General features: G+C 66.7%; 20 protein-coding genes and 1 tRNA gene. 8 read left to right on the top strand and 13 right to left on the bottom strand.

The features are described 5' to 3' along the window. The first annotated feature begins 232 nt into the window (after positions 1 to 232). Positions 233 to 316, top strand: a tRNA-Leu gene (locus tag AB0H62_RS31065). On the opposite strand, the gene AB0H62_RS31060 is transcribed toward AB0H62_RS31065, so the two are convergent. From AB0H62_RS31060 to AB0H62_RS31030, 7 genes are read right to left on the bottom strand one after another with little or no spacing between them, the layout of a single operon-like run. After that, positions 298 to 2,049 carry a recombinase family protein gene (locus AB0H62_RS31060; RefSeq protein ID WP_360589964.1) on the bottom strand — a complete coding sequence of 584 codons (1,752 nt, stop codon included), beginning with the start codon at positions 2,047 to 2,049 and terminating at the stop codon, positions 298 to 300. The genes AB0H62_RS31065 and AB0H62_RS31060 overlap by 19 nt on opposite strands. Further along, positions 2,039 to 2,203, bottom strand: a complete 165-nt coding sequence (locus AB0H62_RS31055; protein WP_360589962.1) for a hypothetical protein — start codon at positions 2,201 to 2,203, stop codon at positions 2,039 to 2,041. The genes AB0H62_RS31060 and AB0H62_RS31055 overlap by 11 nt, the downstream gene beginning before the upstream one ends. Further along, the gene (locus AB0H62_RS31050; protein ID WP_360589960.1) at positions 2,200 to 4,323 is read right to left on the bottom strand and encodes a cell division protein FtsK; all 2,124 of its coding nucleotides are present in this window, start codon (positions 4,321 to 4,323) and stop codon (positions 2,200 to 2,202) included. Before AB0H62_RS31050 ends, AB0H62_RS31055 begins: the two co-directional genes overlap by 4 nt. After that, the gene (locus tag AB0H62_RS31045) at positions 4,316 to 5,014 is read right to left on the bottom strand and encodes a hypothetical protein (protein WP_360589958.1); all 699 of its coding nucleotides are present in this window, start codon (positions 5,012 to 5,014) and stop codon (positions 4,316 to 4,318) included. Before AB0H62_RS31045 ends, AB0H62_RS31050 begins: the two co-directional genes overlap by 8 nt. Continuing rightward, complete coding sequence (locus AB0H62_RS31040; protein WP_360589957.1) at positions 5,011 to 5,340, bottom strand: hypothetical protein; 330 nt, start codon at positions 5,338 to 5,340, stop codon at positions 5,011 to 5,013. Before AB0H62_RS31040 ends, AB0H62_RS31045 begins: the two co-directional genes overlap by 4 nt. Continuing rightward, complete coding sequence (locus tag AB0H62_RS31035) at positions 5,337 to 5,663, bottom strand: WhiB family transcriptional regulator (RefSeq protein WP_360589955.1); 327 nt, start codon at positions 5,661 to 5,663, stop codon at positions 5,337 to 5,339. Before AB0H62_RS31035 ends, AB0H62_RS31040 begins: the two co-directional genes overlap by 4 nt. Next, positions 5,645 to 5,839 (bottom strand): helix-turn-helix domain-containing protein, encoded by a 195-nt coding sequence (locus tag AB0H62_RS31030; protein WP_360589953.1) that lies wholly within the window; start codon positions 5,837 to 5,839, stop codon positions 5,645 to 5,647. The genes AB0H62_RS31035 and AB0H62_RS31030 overlap by 19 nt, the downstream gene beginning before the upstream one ends. A gap of 155 nt (positions 5,840 to 5,994) precedes the next feature. Here AB0H62_RS31030 and AB0H62_RS31025 point away from each other — a divergent pair, with 155 nt between their 5' ends. The 3 genes from AB0H62_RS31025 (at position 5,995) to AB0H62_RS31015 (ending at position 8,393) form a co-directional block, all read left to right on the top strand. After that, positions 5,995 to 6,375: a helix-turn-helix transcriptional regulator gene (locus AB0H62_RS31025; protein ID WP_360589951.1), complete on the top strand. Its 381-nt coding sequence runs from the start codon at positions 5,995 to 5,997 to the stop codon at positions 6,373 to 6,375. A gap of 111 nt (positions 6,376 to 6,486) precedes the next feature. Continuing rightward, the gene (locus AB0H62_RS31020) at positions 6,487 to 8,046 is read left to right on the top strand and encodes a transcriptional regulator (protein WP_360589949.1); all 1,560 of its coding nucleotides are present in this window, start codon (positions 6,487 to 6,489) and stop codon (positions 8,044 to 8,046) included. Continuing rightward, positions 8,043 to 8,393 (top strand): cupin domain-containing protein, encoded by a 351-nt coding sequence (locus tag AB0H62_RS31015; RefSeq protein ID WP_204089413.1) that lies wholly within the window; start codon positions 8,043 to 8,045, stop codon positions 8,391 to 8,393. Before AB0H62_RS31020 ends, AB0H62_RS31015 begins: the two co-directional genes overlap by 4 nt. Here the strand turns inward: AB0H62_RS31015 and AB0H62_RS31010 are convergent. Next, positions 8,382 to 9,770 carry a helix-turn-helix transcriptional regulator gene (locus AB0H62_RS31010; RefSeq protein WP_360590300.1) on the bottom strand — a complete coding sequence of 463 codons (1,389 nt, stop codon included), beginning with the start codon at positions 9,768 to 9,770 and terminating at the stop codon, positions 8,382 to 8,384. The two genes, AB0H62_RS31015 and AB0H62_RS31010, sit on opposite strands and share 12 nt — an antisense overlap. Before the next feature lie 155 nt (positions 9,771 to 9,925). Further along, positions 9,926 to 10,177: a hypothetical protein gene (locus AB0H62_RS31005; protein WP_360589947.1), complete on the bottom strand. Its 252-nt coding sequence runs from the start codon at positions 10,175 to 10,177 to the stop codon at positions 9,926 to 9,928. 278 nt (positions 10,178 to 10,455) lie between these two features. Here AB0H62_RS31005 and AB0H62_RS31000 point away from each other — a divergent pair, with 278 nt between their 5' ends. Together AB0H62_RS31000 and AB0H62_RS30995 are read left to right on the top strand one after the other, a co-directional pair. After that, complete coding sequence (locus AB0H62_RS31000; protein WP_360589945.1) at positions 10,456 to 10,695, top strand: hypothetical protein; 240 nt, start codon at positions 10,456 to 10,458, stop codon at positions 10,693 to 10,695. Continuing rightward, entirely contained in the window at positions 10,692 to 11,090 is a 399-nt protein-coding gene (locus AB0H62_RS30995) for a MarR family transcriptional regulator (RefSeq protein WP_360589943.1), read from the top strand. Before AB0H62_RS31000 ends, AB0H62_RS30995 begins: the two co-directional genes overlap by 4 nt. 276 nt (positions 11,091 to 11,366) lie before the next feature. Here AB0H62_RS30995 and AB0H62_RS30990 read toward each other — a convergent pair whose 3' ends face one another. From AB0H62_RS30990 to AB0H62_RS30975, 4 genes are read right to left on the bottom strand one after another with little or no spacing between them, the layout of a single operon-like run. Continuing rightward, positions 11,367 to 12,131, bottom strand: coding sequence for an ESX secretion-associated protein EspG (locus tag AB0H62_RS30990; protein ID WP_360589941.1), 765 nt, complete (start codon positions 12,129 to 12,131; stop codon positions 11,367 to 11,369). 9 nt (positions 12,132 to 12,140) lie between these two features. Beyond that, the gene (locus AB0H62_RS30985) at positions 12,141 to 13,484 is read right to left on the bottom strand and encodes a hypothetical protein (protein WP_360589939.1); all 1,344 of its coding nucleotides are present in this window, start codon (positions 13,482 to 13,484) and stop codon (positions 12,141 to 12,143) included. Next, a complete protein-coding gene (locus AB0H62_RS30980) occupies positions 13,484 to 14,107 on the bottom strand; it encodes a DUF3558 domain-containing protein (protein ID WP_360589937.1) in 624 nt (207 codons plus the stop codon). Before AB0H62_RS30980 ends, AB0H62_RS30985 begins: the two co-directional genes overlap by 1 nt. Then, a complete protein-coding gene (locus tag AB0H62_RS30975) occupies positions 14,104 to 14,586 on the bottom strand; it encodes a hypothetical protein (protein WP_360589935.1) in 483 nt (160 codons plus the stop codon). The genes AB0H62_RS30980 and AB0H62_RS30975 overlap by 4 nt, the downstream gene beginning before the upstream one ends. An 861-nt stretch (positions 14,587 to 15,447) precedes the next feature. Here AB0H62_RS30975 and AB0H62_RS30970 point away from each other — a divergent pair. Both AB0H62_RS30970 and AB0H62_RS30965 read left to right on the top strand, forming a co-directional pair. After that, positions 15,448 to 17,781 carry a hypothetical protein gene (locus AB0H62_RS30970; protein ID WP_360589933.1) on the top strand — a complete coding sequence of 778 codons (2,334 nt, stop codon included), beginning with the start codon at positions 15,448 to 15,450 and terminating at the stop codon, positions 17,779 to 17,781. A gap of 3 nt (positions 17,782 to 17,784) precedes the next feature. Beyond that, positions 17,785 to 19,287, top strand: coding sequence for a hypothetical protein (locus AB0H62_RS30965; protein WP_360589931.1), 1,503 nt, complete (start codon positions 17,785 to 17,787; stop codon positions 19,285 to 19,287). Positions 19,288 to 19,290: the final 3 nt, after the last annotated feature.

Genomic DNA, 19,290 nt, shown 5'->3' with positions numbered 1-19,290 from the left:
GACTCCATAGCCGAGTGGATCGTCTTCGATACCGCCCCGAACGTCAGCATCACCCGGCGTGCGAGCCAGCTGAGCCGCCCACAGGCTCTCTAAAAGATGCCCTGACCTGGCGATACGCTAAACAGTCACCATCATGGACAAAACACATGATCGTCCCATCCGCTCCATGAGCATCAGGTGACACCCCCCTGAAAACAGCCCTCCAGGGGTCGTATACTCTCTTTATCAGCAAGTCCGAGTGGCGGAATGGCAGACGCGCTAGCTTGAGGTGCTAGTGCCCTTAATGGGCGTGGGGGTTCAAGTCCCCCCTCGGACACACACGTTAACCACACGGGGAGAGGCGGTCACCACGACCGCCTCTTTTTTGTTGTCGTAGACGACTTGCAGGCCCAGGTCTCGGTAGACCTGCATGATCCGGTCCGGGTTCCGCGAGTTCAGGTGCCGGGCGACGTCGCCGAGCGCATCGAGCATCGCGTAGACCTCCGCCACGTCGAGCGTCTGCGCTTCTGGTAGGTGCTGAAGCTCTTCCTTGGCAGCTTGCCGCTCGGCTTGGGCGACGTTCATCGCGTCGACCAGTGCCGCCGGGTCCACTCCGGCCTCGATAGCGGCTTGATGCCTCCGCAACCGCGCCTCCGCGTCCTTTAGTCGCTTCTCCACGGCCTCCCGGCCTGTACCCGGCTGGCTGCCCTGCGCGCCGACCAGTGCGGCCACGGTCTCGTCACGGTTGGCCGGATCGAACACCTGACACAGCCAGTCGTTGATCGGCGGAGTTACGACGTCCTCGCGCAGGTTCACCGTCTTCGGATGATCGGCCAGCGCAGCCGAACCCGGCGCCAGCGTCCGGGCGATGCACCGGTAGTAGACGCCTTTCCGAATCGCCGCACCCTGCATCTTCCTTGTGCAGATCTCGCAGCGCACCAACCCTTTCAGTAGATAGGTGTGCTTGGTGGCGCCGCGTTCTCGATCTAGCTTCGCGATGCCGCGCATTCCGCCGGCCGCGCGTGATCGGCGTACCAGCTGTGCCTGCGTGAACGTCTCCACCGAGACAATTTCTGGATGTGCGGGCCGGCGCGATCGAACGACGCGTTCTGGCTCCGCGCGGCGGAATCGCACGACGTGCCCCGCGCTCACATCATCAGGGTTCAGCAAGGTTTCGTGCTTGGTCCAGCGCCCGAAGATCGCGTACCCGGTGTAGCGCGGATTCTCCAAAATGGATCGAACGGTGCTTCCTTGCCAGCCATCGGCGAGCCGGTGGCGGTTCTGGTCACGCCGACGTTCCGAAGGGCAAGGCACTCCGTCTTGATTTAAGCCCTTCGCGATCGCGCGGTCGCCCACACCTTCCAGGTACTCGGCAAAGATCCGCCGGACGACGCCGGCCGCCTCATCGTCGATCGCCAACACGCGTAGCCGGAACCCCTCTGCGGCCTTCCGCGGGTTCGGGTGCGGCCCGCCATCGACCACGACGTATCCATACGGCGCCCGGCCGCCCTGGTGCCGTCCTTCGTTCACAACCTGGGCGTCCATCGCCGCGCGGACACGAGCCTGGACGTGCTGCCGCTCCGACTCGCTCATCCCGCCCAGCACGCTCATCAGCATCTTGTGAGACGGGTTCCGCGCGTCGTACTTCCCGCCCAGCTCGGGCACCCATAGATCTACGCCGTAGGCCGCGAATCGGGGCGCGATCAGCGAGAACTGATTGCCGAACCAACAGCGGGTGCCCTCGCCGACCACAACGGCATTCCACGTCCGCCGTGGGTTCTTCAACTCGGCCAGCAGTCGCGCGGCTTCGGTCCGCCGGTCCCACGGCACCGAACGTGACTGCCCGATGTCGAAGAACTCGGCCACGACCCGGCCGCCGAGTGGCTCGACGAACTTTCGCGCGTTCCCGAACTGCCAGCCGCGGGAAGTCTCGGGGTCCTGGTTGTCCTCGGTAGAGCACCGGCCGTAGACGGCCAGCTCTCCGATCCCGTCGTCGACCGGGTCGGCAACTTCGAGACCCAAGATGTCGTCCAGCGTCGACCATGGGTCACTGCTGATTTCAGCCGTCACGGTCCACCTCCTCCGCCGGTCCGTCCAGTACCGGCACCTCGGTAAGCTCGATCAGGACGGCCAGCAAGCCGCGCGCGACAGCAGGCGTCAGGTTTGGCAATCCTGCAGGTAGGATAACTCGGATCGGTCGATCCTCGGAGTGATCGGTACTCATGGCTGATCTTCTTCAACATCCGGCTCGTTACCGCTGGTCGCTCGACTGACAGCGTCCCTGATTTCAGCCGTCAGGTATCCGCGGACCTGCCGAACGTCGCCGTCTACGCTGGTCACCCGATCCCGGGTCGGCCGGCATCCCAGATCGGTCATCTCCTGGGCGAACGTCCGTCGGTCCATCTCCAGCGCGTCGAGCAACTCGGCCGTCGGTACGAAGTCCCGCCCGTCTGGCCCGAGATCGTCGCCCAGGTAGTCGACGATCGACGCGAGCAGCGCGGGTAGCTCAACCGCCTCGACCGGCTGACCTGCACTGATTGCCTTCACTGCCGCGGCGTGGTCGAGCACTGGCATGGTGTCCTGCCCTGCTGCGTGCCCGGTCAGTGTCCCGGCTGCTTCGCGCAGCGCGCGGCCTTGCTCGCAGATGGTCCGCCAGTCCTCGTTCGGCATGTAGTAGGTCCGGACCGTCACGGCCAGGACGTCGGCGCCGGCGGCGGTGTCGCCGTCCGGCCGCAGGATGCCGACACCCTTGTGTGAGGGCAGCAGCCGCGAGGAATCGAACCCTCGCGTGTTCATCTGCTCGCCGAGCACGATGTTCGAGTCGCGCCAGTCCATCACCCGCAAGGCGAACCGGGAGCCGAGCACCGCGCGCAGCCCGGACGGGATCGTCTTCGAATCCGGCCGCTGCGTCGCGAGCACGAGCACGATTCCCGCGGCCGGCCCCTTCTTCGCCAGCCATGTCAGCAGCTCACCGACGTACTCACCCGCGGGAAGCTTCTTTCCTTGCACGTCAACGGGTGTGCGGTCCTCCAAGGGAACCTGGACCTCATCGATGAAGATCGCTGTGATCGGCATGTTCAACGACTTGTCCCGGGACATCTCCGGCGTGACCTTCGACTCCGGGCAGGTGAGGTCGTCTAGGTCGCGCATCCGCCGGAACCGCGTCTGAACCTCGCCGACCAGCTCGATCAGCCAATCCACCAAGGCCAGCACGTGTTCGGGTTCGTCGCCCGACATGAACCGGTGCGCCACCAAACCGGCCGCGTCCCAGTCCTTCCCAGCTTTGAAGTCCGCGACGTACAGCCGGACCCACGCGTCCAGGATGAGCCCGGCTGCGGCGAGCCGAGCGGAAAATGTCTTGCCCTGCCGCGGAATCGCGCCGACAAGCAGTGACGTCCACACCAGCGGAAGGTCGATCCGCCGATCCCGCGCGTCGCGTCCGAACGGAATCGGCCGCCACGCGTCCCACTGCGTCACGCCGAGCAGCGGCGTCCGCAACGGCGGTGATGCGTACGGGTCTTCATCAGCCACCCACATCGCCACCCGACCGGCGTGCCCGCTGTTGCCGCGCACCCGCTCGACGATCAGCTGGACTTCATCGACTGCGAGCGCCGACGCGAGTGCGTCCCGGTTCTTCACCACGTCGGCCGCCTTGCGCGTGGCAGGAAGGTCGACGGTGACCGCCCAGCCGTCACCGACGCGCGTCGCGCGCTCGACGAGCCGCAACGTCTCGTCCTTGCCGATCAGCTTCGCGTCCCGGAACGCGTCCACCAGGACCTGTGGGTCCATCGTCCACGTGAGCGTCCGTGGTCCGGCGAGCGCCGGCTTACGCCCGGGACTGCCGTCCTTCCTGCGTCCGAGAACCGCGAGCGCTACCGACGCAGCCGCTCCGGCGATCCACAGTGGATCGTCTCCATACACCAGATCGACGACGGCCACCGCAATGGCGACAACGACCGTGATGGCGCCGCTAACCTTCCACCGGAACAACGTCAGCGCCCGGATTTCGATGAACTTGTCCGCCAGCTTCTCCGACTCCTCGGCGGCCGTCCGGTAATCCCGGACAGTTACCCACCTGCGCCACCACCGCGCACCGACGACGACGCCGCGCACAACCGCACCGAGGAACCGCAACGGCGACAGCACCAGCCACACCACCGCATCCTTGAACGCCTGGACCGCCTGCGGCTTGGTCTTGAGCCACAACGGCACCCGTGGCGAGTGCAACCACCACAGCACGAAACGGTTCCGACGTCGCTCACGCCGACGCGGTTGCGGCAACGTGTCGTCGACCAGCTCGCCGTCGAGCACGGGATCGGCCTTGACCGGCAATGAGTCAGCCATTGGCCACCTCCGCGCGCAGCGCCCGCGCAAGCCGCGGTGACAGCCCGCGCGAACAGCCGGTCGCTCGCCGCACCCACGCCGGCGTGATCTCGACGTCCGGCGCCCAGCTCTCCCGGGCGATCGCGAGGTAGTCGCCGAACAGGACGCGCCTACCGGCGTTCACGGGCTCCTCGTGAACAGGACGCCGTTCAGCAGCCACGAGCACGGCGTCGGTGAGCTTGTCCCGAAGGTCGGTGATCGCCTCAACAGCGACGAACACGACCAGCGGCGGCACCGAGTGCAGGACGATCGACGCAGGCTCGCCAGCCGCGAACGACGTCCAGGTGTTCATGACATACGTCGCCGCGAGCGTGAACCACTTCGCCCGCCGCACCCACGGACCCGTCCGGACCTGGTATCGCGCGGTCACTTGCTCTGCGCGCAGGATCTCGAGCAGGACCAGTGAGACGGTCGGGTCCAGTACCCACGCCGCCAGCCACGGCAGCGAGCCCGGCCGAATTCCGGCAGACGCGAAGCCCTGGACGTTGGTCATCGTGAACGCCAGTCCGAGCACGATCCCGGTCCAGCACATCCAATCGACCTGCCGCCGAACTCGCTCGATCCGCAGCGCGACGACGTCCGGATCGGTCTGGTAGGCGCGCACCTCCGCTGCTTCGGCCGCGTCCTGCGCGAGCCGTTGAGCACGGTTCATCGCCGACCACCCCGCTTCCGCGTGTCGACGGTGGTCACGGTCATGGCGCGAGTCAGCGCGTACGACGCGAACAGCGCCGGCAGGCCGAGCACGGCGACCAGCAGCCATGAGCTACCCGGGTGCGCGATCACCACCCACTGGACGGCGACGATCAGGCCGGCGTTGAACAGCACCCGCCCGACCAGCGACACGATTCGCGCCCCGCTCCGAGCGGCTTCGGCGGCAGCCTTCGCCCGGCGGGCGCCGGCCCGCCAGACCCAGAACAGCACGATCAGTACGCCGACTCCGGCGATGATCTGCGTGGGTGTCACGGTCAGCCCGTTCATCGCTCACCCCGATCGATCCGCTCGCCGCGCCGCAGCCAGTGCGGGTGTAGCGCGCGCCGATCGTCGTCGGTCATCGCGCCCCAGACGCCGACCGTCTCGGCGCCGGCAGTCCGAAGCTCCAGTTCAAGACACTCGTTCTGGACCGGGCAGCCACCGCACACGCGCTTGGCGAACTCCCGATCATCACGAGCGTCCGGCGGCCCGCCCGCCGCCGGGGTCATGCAGGCTCCATCGCTGGTCACGATGTCGGTCAGGACGTCGGTGGGCACCCATCGCAAGCGATCCAGCCGCCACGCGATGCCGATCAGATGGAGGTCGTCCATGCCGCACCTCCGTCCTGAAGCGCCTTGGCCAGCTCAGCGGAGGAGACGCGCAGGCCGGTCCGGCATCGGGTGGCGCGCAGGGCGCCGGTCCGGATCGCCCTGCTGACCGTGTTGCGGGAGACGCCGAGAATCCACGCGGACTCGGGAATGGTGTGAAAGGTCGTTTTGGTGTTCATGAGAGAACCATTCTGTTGATTTCAAGACTATGTTGTTTATTTCAGCTGGTACGCGGACGTGTTTGTCCGCGCGCCGCGGCAACACGCACCCGTGGCGCTAATGAACGGTTGAAAAGCCGCTAATCTCGGCGCTGAGGCGGAGCGCGGAGGAATACGTGACGGAGGACTGGGCGGCGGTCGCGAAGGCGATCGACATGCGCGTGCGGGAACTGGGCTGGCGGCAACGCGAGCTGGCCGAGCGGTCGCACGTGTCGCAAGCGACCGTGCGCGAGCTTCAGCACCACGTCGTCGAGCGGCGCCGTAGTGCCCGGACGCTCGAAGCGCTGTCGACGACGTTGGGCTGGCACCCGCGGCATTTGCTGGCAGTGCTGCAGAACCGCACGCCGCCGCACCCGGACGAGCCGGTCGACGATGGCCACGAGCTCGCGTCCCGATTGGACGCGCTTGAACAGCGGTTGGCCGAGATCACAGACCGACTCGAAGACGTTCAAACAAGCCTGGCGACCGTGGTCGAGCACATCCGGCCGAAGCGTTAGCGAGGTCTTTTCCATGCCTTCAATTCAAGGCTGGAACGGCCTTGCAACCCATGCACAAGCACCGCAGCATCACCGCACAACCACCGCAGATCACCGACATTCGGGAGCGCAATGAATCCGGCCGGGGGATGGACGGGACGCACGGCGACGGCATTGCAGTCGGCATTGCGGCTGAGTCAAGAGCGCTTCGCCGAACGCCTGGGAATCAGCGCGCGCACGGTCGGGTCGTGGCACAAGAAACCGGATCTTCGACCGCAGTCAGACATGCAACAGGTCTTGGACACGGCGTTGGCGCAGGCGTCGGACGCCGAGCGCGACCGGTTCGGCGCCTTGACCGGCGACGCACCGACCAGCGCCTCGCCGGCCGCGTCGAGCGAGGCTGATGAACGCCTGGACGCCGACCCGCACATCGGCGCCGCACTGGAGTGGCTCGACCGTCACGCGCACTGGGCGCCGGGCACCGCGCGTCGCGCCGTCGCCGATCGCCTCGCCCGCATTGATGTCCAAGAGCTTCAAGACCGTGGGACGCGGCGTGGTTGGGTCAGGCAACGTGACGTCGCCGCCGCACTCTCCACTTACTACGGCAGCGGGCTCGACGACCACAGCCTGTACACCGCGCAATGCGGCGATCTCGCCATGAACACCAGCGTCCTGACCTGCGCAGACTGGCTCGACCTGAAGTGCGAACTGCGTCCGCCGTACGACCAGTTCCGGGTTCCGAGCGCGCAGCCGGAACCCGACCTCGACCTGGAGGACCACGCCGCCGACCGCGCCGTTCAGCGACTCGCCGAGACGCTGTCCATGAACACCCGACTCACGGACAGCCCGATCTACCGGCTCACGAGCACGGACATCCGTGAACACCAGCTTCGCGGCACGTTCGGCGTGTCCCAGTTCGTGCACTACGCGCTGACGGCCGACCTTCTCGAAGGTGAACTGGCCGACGCGGTGGCCGCGGGCTCGACAGCCATGCCGCTCAGGGACCGTTACCTGCCGGACCTCCGCTCGGTGCTCGACGTCGGCGCGCGGCTCTGCGCGGGCGGCGTCCTTGCGCTGACGGCGATCGCCCGGCCCGCCGACCCGTACCGCGGAGACGCCGACTACTTGCTACTGGTCCAAGAGCGGTCCGGCAACGTGCTGAACGCGGCGCGTCGGCTCGCGGTGATACCGAAGGGCTTCCACCAGCCGCTGACCGACCTCCGCCGCGACGCGCAGGTGGGCATGACACTTCGCCGTGAGATGGAAGAAGAGCTGTTCGGCCGGCCCGACGTCGACAACACCCTGGGCGACATGCTGGCGGCGGACCCACTGCACCCGACAAAGCTCACCGAGCCGATGAGCTGGCTCATGGCTCAGCCCGGCCGGCTGCGGATGGAGTGCACGGGGTTCGGGCTGAACCTCGTCAGCGGAAACTACGAGTTCGCCAGCCTGATCGTCATCGACGACGAAGAGTTTTGGGCACGCTACGGGGGAGTGGTCGAAGCAAACTGGGAATCCGCAACTCTTCGTCAGTATTCGACTACCGACGACGAGCTCGTCACCGAGTTGCTGGGTGATGTAGCGTGGAGCAACGAAGGATTGTTCGCCATGTCGCAAGGGCTCAGGCGCCTTGCGGAAATCGGCGGAACGCGCGTGAAACTACCTGCGATCGAATGGGAGATCAGCCAGTGACTGACGGTTGGACCGCCGGCAACGCGAACGAAGACGCGGCGGACACGCGCGGCTGGCTGGTCGGCCACTTCATCGATCCGTCGCAGGGCGTCCGAGCGTCCAAGGACGTGGAAGTCAAGTGGGCCAACCATCCTGCGGGCGACAAGCGTCCCGAGTGGACGTCCGACGACCAGCGAACCACGCTGGTGATGCTTGTCTCAGGCGAGTTCCGAGTGGAAGTCACCGGCGGTAGCAAAGTTATGAATCGGCCCGGCGATTACCTCATGTGGGGCCCGGGAATCGACCATTCCTGGGAAGCGTTGGCAGATTCCGTCGTCTTGACCGTCCGCTGGCCGTCAGCGACCTAATTCGACTGCGGGAATCCGCACCCGATCACCGCCGATCTCGGAGAGTCGACGCAGACCCTGGAGAAACGCAAACAATCCCTCGTTACTCCAGGTTTCGTCGCCGATCAGTTCAGTGATCAGGTCGCCGTCGAGCGTCGAGTACTGCCGTAGCCCGGCGGCCTCCCAGTTCGCTTCAACGTCACCGCCGAACCTCGGCCAGAACTCCTCGTCTTCGATGACGATCAGACTGGCGAACTCGTAGTTCCCGCTGACCAGGTTGAACCCGAACCCAGTGCACTCCATCCGCAACCGGCCGGGTTGTTCGGTCAACCACCGCATCGGCGCCGAGAGCCGGGCCGGGTGCATCGGATCGGCGGCCCGCTGGACGCCGATTGTCCGGTCGACATCGCCCCTGCCGAACAGCTCTTCTTCCAGCTCACGTCGTAGCGTGGCACCGATCCGCGCGTCAGCGCGTTGATCAGCGAGCGGCCCGTGGAAGCTCTTCGGGATGACGGCCAGCCTGCGCGCCGCATTCACCACGTGCCGTGAACGCTCCTGCACCAGCAAGAGGTAGTCCGCTTCACCTCGGAACGGATCGACCGGACGCGCAATCGCCGTCAACGCGAGCACGCCACCGGCGCAGAGCCGTCCCGGAAGGTCAAGCACAGCCGCAAGATCCGGCAAGTACCGATCCCGCAGTGGCATCCGACCCGGCTGTACCGCCCGGCTTTCGTATAGCTCCCGTTCGAGAAGATCCACGCTCAGGGCGTACTCGACGAACGGCACCACCTGGACGTCGCCGCCGACCATTCCCGGCCGGATCTGCACGTCCGTGAGCCGATACAGCGGCACGTCCGCGATGCGCACGTCGTCGGCCGCGGCTTCCGCCAGTCGCCGAACCGCAACGTCTCCGTCTACCGGCTCGCGCGCGGCATTCTCGTTGGCAGACAACACAATCCGGTCGTTCTCGGCCGTCAACGGGCAAGCAAGGTCCAGCCAGTCCGGCCGGGTCAGGACACTGGTCGCGACCTCAACCTGTCCGCAGCGCGCGGCATACAGCACATGCCCGGGAACGGAGTCGCTGTAGTAGTTTGCCAACGCGGCAGCAACACGGCTCCGACCGGCCGGCGCGTCGAAATGCGGCTTCGCCGACGCGGCGGTTGCCACGCGTCCGCGTGCAGTGCCGGGGGACCAGCCGGCGTGCCGGTCCAGCCAGCCGAATGCAGGCTCAAGCGCCGAGCCAAGCTCCGCCGTCCCGTTCAGCGGACGCAGGCCGATCAGCTCGCACAGCTCGTCTGCGGTGCGTCCGAGAACCTTGGCCAGCTTCGGCCACTGGTACGGCAGGGGCGCGTAGTCGCCAGCTTCCCACCGGATGACCGTCGTGCGGTCGACGCCCATCACCTCGGCAAGGTTCTCCTGAGTCAGCCCGGCCGCCTTACGCGCTGAAACAAGCTCCTCGCGCCGACGAACGCTGACCACTCGACCACCTCATCCCGGTTGACGCGATCAGAGCGTAGCAGCTGTCATTGCAGGTAACGGCTCGAAGTGCCACATCACCGCCGCGAAACATCAACGTTTCCGCTCTGGGCCACGCCCGCCTCTCCGGATTGGATGATTTCAACAGATCCAAAGACCAGGGGGTGGATGTGACCAGCGGCGAACACGGCTCGCGCTTGTACGTGACCTGGCACCGTTGCGTGGCCGACAACCTGGACCACGCCGTCACCGACGAGGCTCTGGCCGATGGCATCGCGCGCCACGAAGGCCGCTACCGCACGCTCTGCGGCCGCGATGTGCTGTTTCACTCCTGCCTGACGCCTCCTGGCCGGCCGTGCGCTACCTGCAAGTCGCTGGTCTGGCTCCGCACGGCCACGCCGTCGCCCGAACCCGCGTCCCATCGCAAGCCGTCGTGCTGGCGTCGCGTCGTCGGTCGCCTCCAGACTCCGGCCGTCCTGCTGCCGCGTCCGCCTCAACGCGTGCGGCTCGTTCCCGAGCAGGACAGCCGGACCACCACGTCGGCGGGAACGGGCAGCACCCCGAGCGCGCCCGTTCCCGCCGACCACCAACTCCGACGGCCGACCCGATGACGGTTTTCATCGCGCGCCCGCTGCCTGGCACAGTCGGCGAATCCCGCCGCGTCGTACACGTCTTCCCGCTCCCAGCAGAGGGCTTGGCGCCTGAACGGCTGACCGCGTATTGCGGCGCGACGTTCGTCCGCGGCGAGCTTGAGTTGTTGGAACGCCCGGTCGGGATGCCGTGCGTGACCTGCCTCCGCCTCGCACCCGCCCCGGGCGACGCCGACCGGCAGGCGATCGAGCGATGACGCCGAGCCCGCCGATCGCGGCGGCGTTTCAACGCGAGCTGGACCCACTGCTGCTCCTGCCGGTGCGGCTGTTCGTACTGTGCGAGCTGGCGGACATGTGCTGGCGCAGGGCTGTCGTGGTCGGGACCGCTCTGGGTGTGGATGGGCGGAGTCTCGCGCCGCACCTGGTGACCCTGCGCGCCGCCGGATATGTGGGGACCCGATTCGAAAGAGGTCGCCTGGTGCTCCGTTTGACGCCGCTGGGTCTCGACCGGCTGACCGAGCACGTGATGGCGCTCCGGTCTGTCGCGAGCACAGCGGCCGAACTCGTCACTGCGCGGCGCGCTCCGCCGATCCGGTGTGCTGTGACGGGTGTGGCCCGATGCGTTAAACCGTCTGAAGACGGCTGCTCGTGACGGTTGTGACGGGACTCCCGTCGAGCTGTCACAGCCGTCACGCAGACGTTGTCGCAGGTCAACCCACGTTTGTCGCTGTCACAGGCCGTGTGACGGCCGTGACGGCTGACGGGAGGAACGCCGCCCCGGCGACAAGGGAGGAAAGACCACCAATACGGCCCGGTGACGGGCGTTGAATCTTGGCTGTTCCGGCGTCGCTCCCCTCGCGACCATCCGAGCGGAACGGCCGAGCCGGTCCGGCCGGCGCACGCTGACTGCGCCGGCCGGATGCTGGCTTTACCTGGCTGCGGCGAGGCCGTCGTGGGTGAGGTTGAGCGCGTCGATCAGGTTAATACGGTTGCCCGCACACATGGTGGCTTCCAGATCATCGTCGTCCGTGTCGCTGGTGAAAGCCAGGACTCGGCCTGCGCGGGCGAGGTCGTACACGGTCAACGGGGTGCTGCGGACGCGGTCGCCGTCCCCGTCGCGGATCGCGGCGTAGAGCTTGTGCACCGCTACACGCTCGGCGCGCATCAGGTACCGCATCTCGTCGGCCACTCCGGACAGCTCCGACATCGGATCAGCGTCCGTGCCTTCGAGGTAGGCCGTCGACACCCTCAGCTGCTGGATGCGGGCGGGCGCGCACTCCGGCAAGGTGTCCACCAGGCTGGCCGCTACGTCGCGGGGCCGGATCGGGTCGAGCTGGATCGACCGGTTGTCGGTGATCAGCCGTACCGCGTCCGGGCCGGCTGTGGCCACGAAGATGGCGCCGTTGTCGTCCGGGTGGCTTCCAAACGCGGTCCACGAGTAGAACTCCCGCTTCGGCACGGCCAGCAGGCTGAGCGTCGCGCGGAACTCCGGGGTGAGCCGACCGTCATCTGCGGCCAGGCGCAGCGCGGTGAACCGGGACAACGAGCGCCTGGTGAGTTCCTTGGCGAACTCAGCTGTCGAGTAACTGTCGTCCGGGTCGACCACAGCCGGGAGTTCGCCCAGCTCGGCCAGCTTCCACGCGACGAAGAACGCCGATCGCGGCATCCGGACCGGCTTGTCGATGATCGTCATCGTCGTGTCTCAGCCGCCGATTGTCGGCGGGGTCGGCGGGAGCCCCGTCCACGGGTCACGCAGCCGGCCGTCCTCGTCGTCGACGATGTCGAACGCGGAGTCGTCCTCCAGCACGTACTTGCGCTGGTGCTCCTTGTCCTCCTCGCCTTTGCCGCCCTTACCGGCACTACCCATGCCGCCCATCCCGGACGAACCCCGAGCGCCGGCGGCACCGCGCGCGCCCGCACCGGCTCCTCCACGCCCCATCGATTCCTCCGCACCAGCACCGGCGCCGGACCCGGCGCCCAGTCGGCCGGCAGAGCCGCCCGCGCGGCCACCACCGCTCACGCCGCCCGATTCACCACCGAAACCGCCACCACCAAACCCGCTGGTCGGGCCGAACCCGCCGATGCCACCCGGCGACCACGAGTTGCCGCCGCTGCTGCCGCCACCAGGCGGCAACGACGACGGACTCCAGCTCGGGCCGCCCATCGGATTCGTGGACGGCGGCGTCCACCCCGACGTCGTCGTCCCGTCACCCGGCCCGCTGCCGGGCTGGTAACCAACGGGCGCGGTCGCGCCAGGTCCGTTAGTTACCTCGACCGTCGAACCCTGCCCCGGCGTGGATGTCGGCGACGCCCCGCCGTTGCCCGGGCCACTGCCAGTCTCGCTGCGGGCGCCATTCTCGGCCTGCTTGCTGGTGACAGGCTGGCCCGATCCGATCGTGACCTTGCCGTCGTCGAACGCGGCAAGCTGGCCGTAGTCGATCTTCAGCCCCTGGCCGCTGGCCTGCGCGTGAGTCGCGTACCCCTGGTACTTCTGGAGGTTCTGCTGCCCGATGTTGTTGTAGTCCTGGATCTGTTTTTCGGTGTCGGTCTGCCACCAGGCCGCTTCGTCGAAAAAGTTCTTGTGCGGCGGAGTCGGCGGCATCGGCTGCAGCGACTGTTTCATCTCGTCGAACCCGTGCGCCAGGTCGCTGACGTTCTGCGAATTGGACGTGAACGTCTCCGACGCCGATTGAGACACGTCCGCGAGCGGTCTGATCCGAGCCTGCGCCGCATCCGCTCCGCCGCCGGTCCACACCGACTCCAGATTCGAGCTAAGCTGCTGCACGCGCCCGCTGATCTGGCTGTGCTCCGAGGCGAGGTCAGATGCGTCAGAACTGCCGTTGTGCCAGTCAGGCGCACCTTTGCTGGCCATGACCTTCTGGACCAGGTCCGACGATGGCACGGTCAGCTCGCCGAGGCTCCCGTGGTACAGGTCTCCAAACCAGTTGCCAACGTCGCTGAACCGGTCACCCGTCCATTCGGCTGCATCTTCCAGGCCGTGCCCGACCGCCTTGGCGGTATCGCCGGCCCAATCGAAGAAGCCCATTACGAGCCGGCCTTCTGCTTCAGGTTCGTGACGACCATGCCCGCCGCGATATTGGCCGCCTGACACGGATCGGTGCCCATTTTCGCAGGGCCCAGACCGATCGACACGTCGACGCTCGTCTCATCGTTGATGCCGATGCTGATCTGGCAGAACGTGCTGGGGTCACCGACTGAGGTGACGTGCGCGACCGCTGGGAACCCTTGAATCGCAGGTAGTTCGCGCCACACCACAGCCTTCGGCTTCGTGTTCTCGTACCAGCCGCTCAAGCCTTCGCGCGATTCAGAGTCGTACGCCACGTCGACGTGCGAGCCTTTTTCGCTGTTCGTCCAGGTGCAACTCGGGCCAAGCCCGGCGGTCGTGTCGGGTGAGCCTTGCGGGGCCTCGCCCAGAAGGTCGGTCAGCTGTGCTGCGGTCAGGCCACTCTGGCACGGTTGATTGTCGAGGATCGACGACGCGACTGGGTTCGGCACCTTGGGCGCGCCGCTATGGGGCAACGCCTGCGAAGTGCTCGATGGTGCACTTGCTGACGAGCTCGGTGCGGATGGGGAGTTTCCAGAGCTGCAGGCGGTGAGCCCAGCTGCCAGCGCGACGCCGAAGATCACAAGAGCTGATCGGGCCGTCATCCCAGAACTCCTCCGTTACCCGCGGTCTTCTGAATGTCACCAGTGGCGCTCTGATCGCTGGAGTGCGTCAGGTGCAGCGCATCTTCAAGCCGGCCGATCAACTCGACGACATACTGGTGTTCGAGCTTGATGTGCCCCAGCCCGTAGTCGAACGCTCCAGGCCTTCCCCCGTTGCTGGCGAGAAGCGCGTTGTAGCCGTTGCTTGCAGGCTCGTCGGCTGGGGGCTTCAGCGAGGTGAGCCGTTCGGCCTTGGGGATGAGATTCCACAGGTCGTCTCGAATCCCACGGGCAGTGTTGAGCATGGTCATCGCTTCGTCGTGGTTGAGCGTGAACCCCTGCCCACTCGACGTGCCGGCCCCGCTCGCGCCTGCTGCTCCGCCCATCGCGGACCCTGCGGCGGCCGCTGCGCCGAAAGCGTCGGTAATGTTGAAGTCCAGCCCTGCTAGCCAGCTGCCTGCCGCAGGCGCCTGTTGCGCCATGGTCCACCCCTCGTTTGACACACGTCAGCCACGTCGGAGCCGCCCATCCGATGGCAGACTCCGCACGTCAGCGTAACCGATCACTCACGGTGGGGTGGTCAAACTGCGCAACCCGTACTGGTCATCGGCAGGCTTGTCTCTCCGGCGTATATCCGTCCGTGACCTGTGCGAGCGGCTTGAAGACGTATCGACGGTCATCGCTCAGCTGAATCCATACACCGACGCCAGACACGGCCGTCCTTGAATGAAACGCCACGTACCCATGCACCGATAGGATCGACGCAACTGCCGATGGCGACATCGCGTCGGTGGCGCGAGGCCTTCCCAGCGCCTTGGCATGACCGTTTGTACGATGGGGCGCGTGCCCTGGGGAGAGGCGCAGCTGACATTGACGGACAACCAGGTCAGAGGAGTGCAAGAAGCTTTGGCGGCAGGCTGCGCAGCGAGGCAGACACAGGTCGAGAGCGGAATGCTGGGGGCACCGTGTCCACTGCCGCGGTAGGAGGTGGGTCGGGGGCCGTCGCAGCTTCGACTCACGCCGGCTGTCCAAGGTTCCGTGGTACCGATCCGCTCATCACGGGCAGGTCGCGTCGACGACTGGCACGCGACGTCGGTCATGACGACGAATTCGGAGGCATCCCGGACGCGCGCTGGATGCGCGCGATGACCTTCGAACGGCTCGTCCGTGACGTGAGATTCGCCAGCGAGGTTGCGACCACTGCGGTGGGCCGGGTCGGCTTGGCGCGACCGACCCAGGTGGTAGTCGCTAACGCTGGTTCGACAACGGACACAACGGCCTCACAGCTGGCCCGAGCGCACGAACGGGCCGTTGCACACGGCGCGGCGACGATGATTCACACGTTGGCGGTGCCGTTCACAGGATTCGAGGACCGCAGTGCGACCGACGTGAAGCCGGATTTCGCCGTGGTCGCGCCGAAGGCTTCGAGCGGTGGAGCGGTTACGGAATCCTGGCTCATCATGGGAGACGCTAAGGACTACGAGCGGGTGCGGTCCTGCGTCGACGACGCACGGTTGCTGAAGGGCTTTCTGCAGGTCGCGTTAGGTGCGGAGTCGGCGGAGGCTTGGCGCGAGCTGCCCGTCGGCATGAGTGTCCACGGACACGGGGTTCTAGCTGTGCCGCGTAACGCGTTCCTGCAGCCTGAGGCGCTTGTCGAACCGTTGAACGACCACCGTGCCGAAGTACGGATGCGTGTTGCGGAACGTCGCCGAGAGGCCGGTCAAGCTAAGCTCGAAGGACCGTTGAAAGCCCACGTTCAGCACTTGCAGGCGGCCTTCGACCCCATTTCCTGCACGACGTGCACGCTCTTCTCGTTCTGTCGGCAGGAACTGCGTGACTCCGCCGACCCGACGGACCTCCTGGTCGAGATCGGCGTGAGGCCGGAGGAGCGCCAACAGGTTGTCGGTCTCGTAGACGGCAGCGGCGGAGGGTCCAAAGCGTCGGAGTCGACCATGGCGATGGTCACTGCTTCGGTCGACGGCGTAGCTCGTCCGACCGGGCAACGGCGGACTGACCCGGCGGGTCTGCCGGGAACGATCAACGTCGTGATCGCGAAGTCGGACAGCGCCGCGCTGGGCGTGTACGGCGTCGGCGTGCAGCGTGTTGCCGCCGACGGTCCAGGCGAATGGAGCATCGAGGTGTTCGACGATCCGCAAGGGTCTGAGACGCGGCGTCAGATCATGAGAATCCTGGGGTCCGAGATCATCGCCGCGATGAAGGATCGGAATCAGGCGAAACCGGAGACGCCGAGTCCAGTGCACCTGGTCGTTGCGGACGGCCAGAGTGCGGACGTCCTGGCTTCCATCGCGGACAACCTGGCGGGGATTGAACTGAGCCGGATCCGGTGGCGTCACGACAAGGCGATGGGGCGCACCCCGCTCACCTTCAACGGCGAGGAAGCGACGATTCCGCCCGCGTTGAACTCGAAGATGCGCACCGGAGTGTCGTTTCTGCTCGAGGAGGATCGCGCTCGCGCGTTCACGCTGCGCTCGCCGATCGTCGACATTCGTGGCGTTTTGGCGCGTCACATCGTGGCTGGCGGCCCTGCGGCCAACTCGCTGCGTCTGGACTACCTGGTCAGGTGGGCGGAGGCGACGTCGTCGGAGCCGCTTGATCACCGTGCCGTCACAGACGAGATCGAGGCGGAGATCCACACTCCTGGTGCCCGGCTGACGAACCGGCGCTCCAACGAGATCCACACCGCGTTCACCGGACCCCGACGAACCGAACAGCGTCCGGCGGAACCGGCCCTGTATGACCAGCTGATCCGTGACGAGCTCAGCTACAAGATCGACGTTATGGACCGCGCCATCGCGGCGTTGGATCGGCTCGTGCCGTCGAGACTCCGCGAGGTGTACCGCGCGATCGAGGGTGATGCGCAGGCGGTGTGGCGACGCCGGCACACGCTCCACGCCTCCGATTTGGTGAGATTCGGCAGAACATACCGCCACTGGCGCAACTCACTGGTGGAGGTGATCGAAAGTGACGCTCAGTGCGCCGCCCAGCTGTCCGCGCTCGGCAACCCGCAGGTGGCGCTGGACGCAGCCCGCGACGCCGGCAACCGAGACGTGGCGACGGCTCACGTGCTCGCCCTCGCGCCCTTGACGCTGCGCGTGGACTCGCGTCGGATTGGCGCCGGCGATCGTGTCGTGCTGCTACACGTCGGAATCCGCATCGACGTCGAACGCGCCACCGTCAAGATTCAGAAGGGCGGATTCCGATTCGCGGGGATGTCGATCGGGCCGCTCACGTCGACGGGTGATCCTCACACGTTCGTATGGTCCCCGGACGTCGATCCCGGGCTCGCGGTCGGCGACGAGCTGGTCATCGCCAACTTCTCGTGGTTCGGAGAGCAGAAGGGCAACAACCAGCTTCCGGTCGACCGTCCGAAACCTGACACTCAATCCGCACCGAAGGTCAGCTGCGACGACAGCAGCTACGCGGGTGATCCGGAATCGCACCAGTACTGTTGCCGTCCGCACGAGGATGCCGAGGCCGAGTGGGCCGACGAACTGGCTGCGCGACGAAACCGCGGCGAGCTCAACCCGCAGGTCTGGCCCCCGGTCGTCGACACCGACGGATTCGAGGTTGCGCCGGCGGGCGCGGCGACGGGTGACCCCTCCGACCGGCCCGCAGAGCCGGTGCCGGAGGAGCATACGATCGACGACCTGGACTGACCGATGACGCTGGAATTTACACCCCCGCAGAACGGCACCGCCGGCGCGCTGCACCACGCCCGTGCAGCTGCGCGAAACTCCGCTGTCGCCGACAAAGCGACCGGTCAACTTCGCGACGCTCTCTCTGGCTCCGTCGACCTTCAACGGATCCTGCTCAAGGCTGCTGCCGGCGCGGGCAAGTCGTACGTGCTGAAGACGATGGTGGCCGACGCGGTGATGCACCACCGCTGCGTGCGAGTCTCCGTGATCGCGTTCCAGAACCGCCAGCTCTGGCCGATTGCCACCGCTCTGGGCAAGGCGCTCGGCAAGGACCAGGTGTGTCTGTTCTCATCGGAACGCGCGTACGGGGACATCCCTGCCGACGTTCACCGGCACGCACAGGTGGCCACGAGCACGTCGGCCATCCCGAGTGGGTGCACCGTGGTCGTCGCGACTTCCCATAAGCTCGGCGCAATCGGCGAGCCCAAACGGCTGCTGCAGTACCTCGGAACGGGTGCGAACGGCGAGGCTCCGTTCGATGTGCTCTTCGTTGACGAAGCTTGGCAGTTACCGCACCACCGCTTCGACAGGGTCGCGGGTCTGGCGCCGATCACCGTCGGCGTGGGTGACGTCGGTCAGCTGCCCCCGATCGAAATCGGCACCAACCCGTGGCGCGGCGACTCGGGCTACAACCCCTACCGCGCCTGGCCGACCCAGTACGACAACGACCCGCACACCTGGTCTGCCGAGCTGCCAGCCGTGTGGCGGCCGGCTGCCGAGCAACTGCCGCTGTGGCGAGCGTTCTACCCGGAGTGGGGCGAGCTCAACTGCGTTGCCGCGACTGGCGACCGCGCCGTGCACACCGATGGGCTCGACGGTCTGGCGGCGAGCGTGTGGCGACAGGTTGCGTCGGGGGTGCCTACTCTCCTTGAAGTCGACGGCCTGGAGCAGCCGGAAGCTGCCGACGTTGACCTGCCGCTGATAACGTTCGTCGAGCACCTCGTCGATGAACTGTTCGCCGTGGACTTCAGACTCGACACGTGCCAGTACGACGCGGCCGGCTCGCCGAACGGCGAAATCCTGACCCGCAAACCGGGCGACGAGACCGACGACCCGCTTGTCGCCATTCTCGCCACCCGCAACCAGGCTGTCGACGACGCAACGGACGCGGTCGAGCGGCTGCGCGAGAAGCACGGCCTCGCCGACACCGACCTTATGGCGTCTACAGTGGACTCTTGGCAGGGGCAGACGAACGGCATCACCATCGCGCTGCACCCACTGACCGGCGCGTCTGAGCTGGACGAGTTCAACTCCGCGTTCGGCCGCCTCGCCGTCACCTGCACCCGCGCGACGCATGGCCTACTGATGGTCGCCCGACCCGGCCTGGACACCCTGCTCAACGAAGCCCCGGCCAGACCGGGTACGCCGTTCGGCGAGCCGGGAAACCGGCACCTCCCGCGCCAGACGCACCAGCGGATCCTCGCTACGTTCGCCCGCGGCACCATCAACGTCATCAGCGAGAAGTGAAGG

The organism is Amycolatopsis sp. NPDC050768 (genome assembly GCF_040654155.1).
Classification (GTDB): Bacteria; Actinomycetota; Actinomycetes; order Mycobacteriales; family Pseudonocardiaceae; genus Amycolatopsis.
This window is presented reverse-complemented; position numbering and strand designations above follow the sequence as displayed.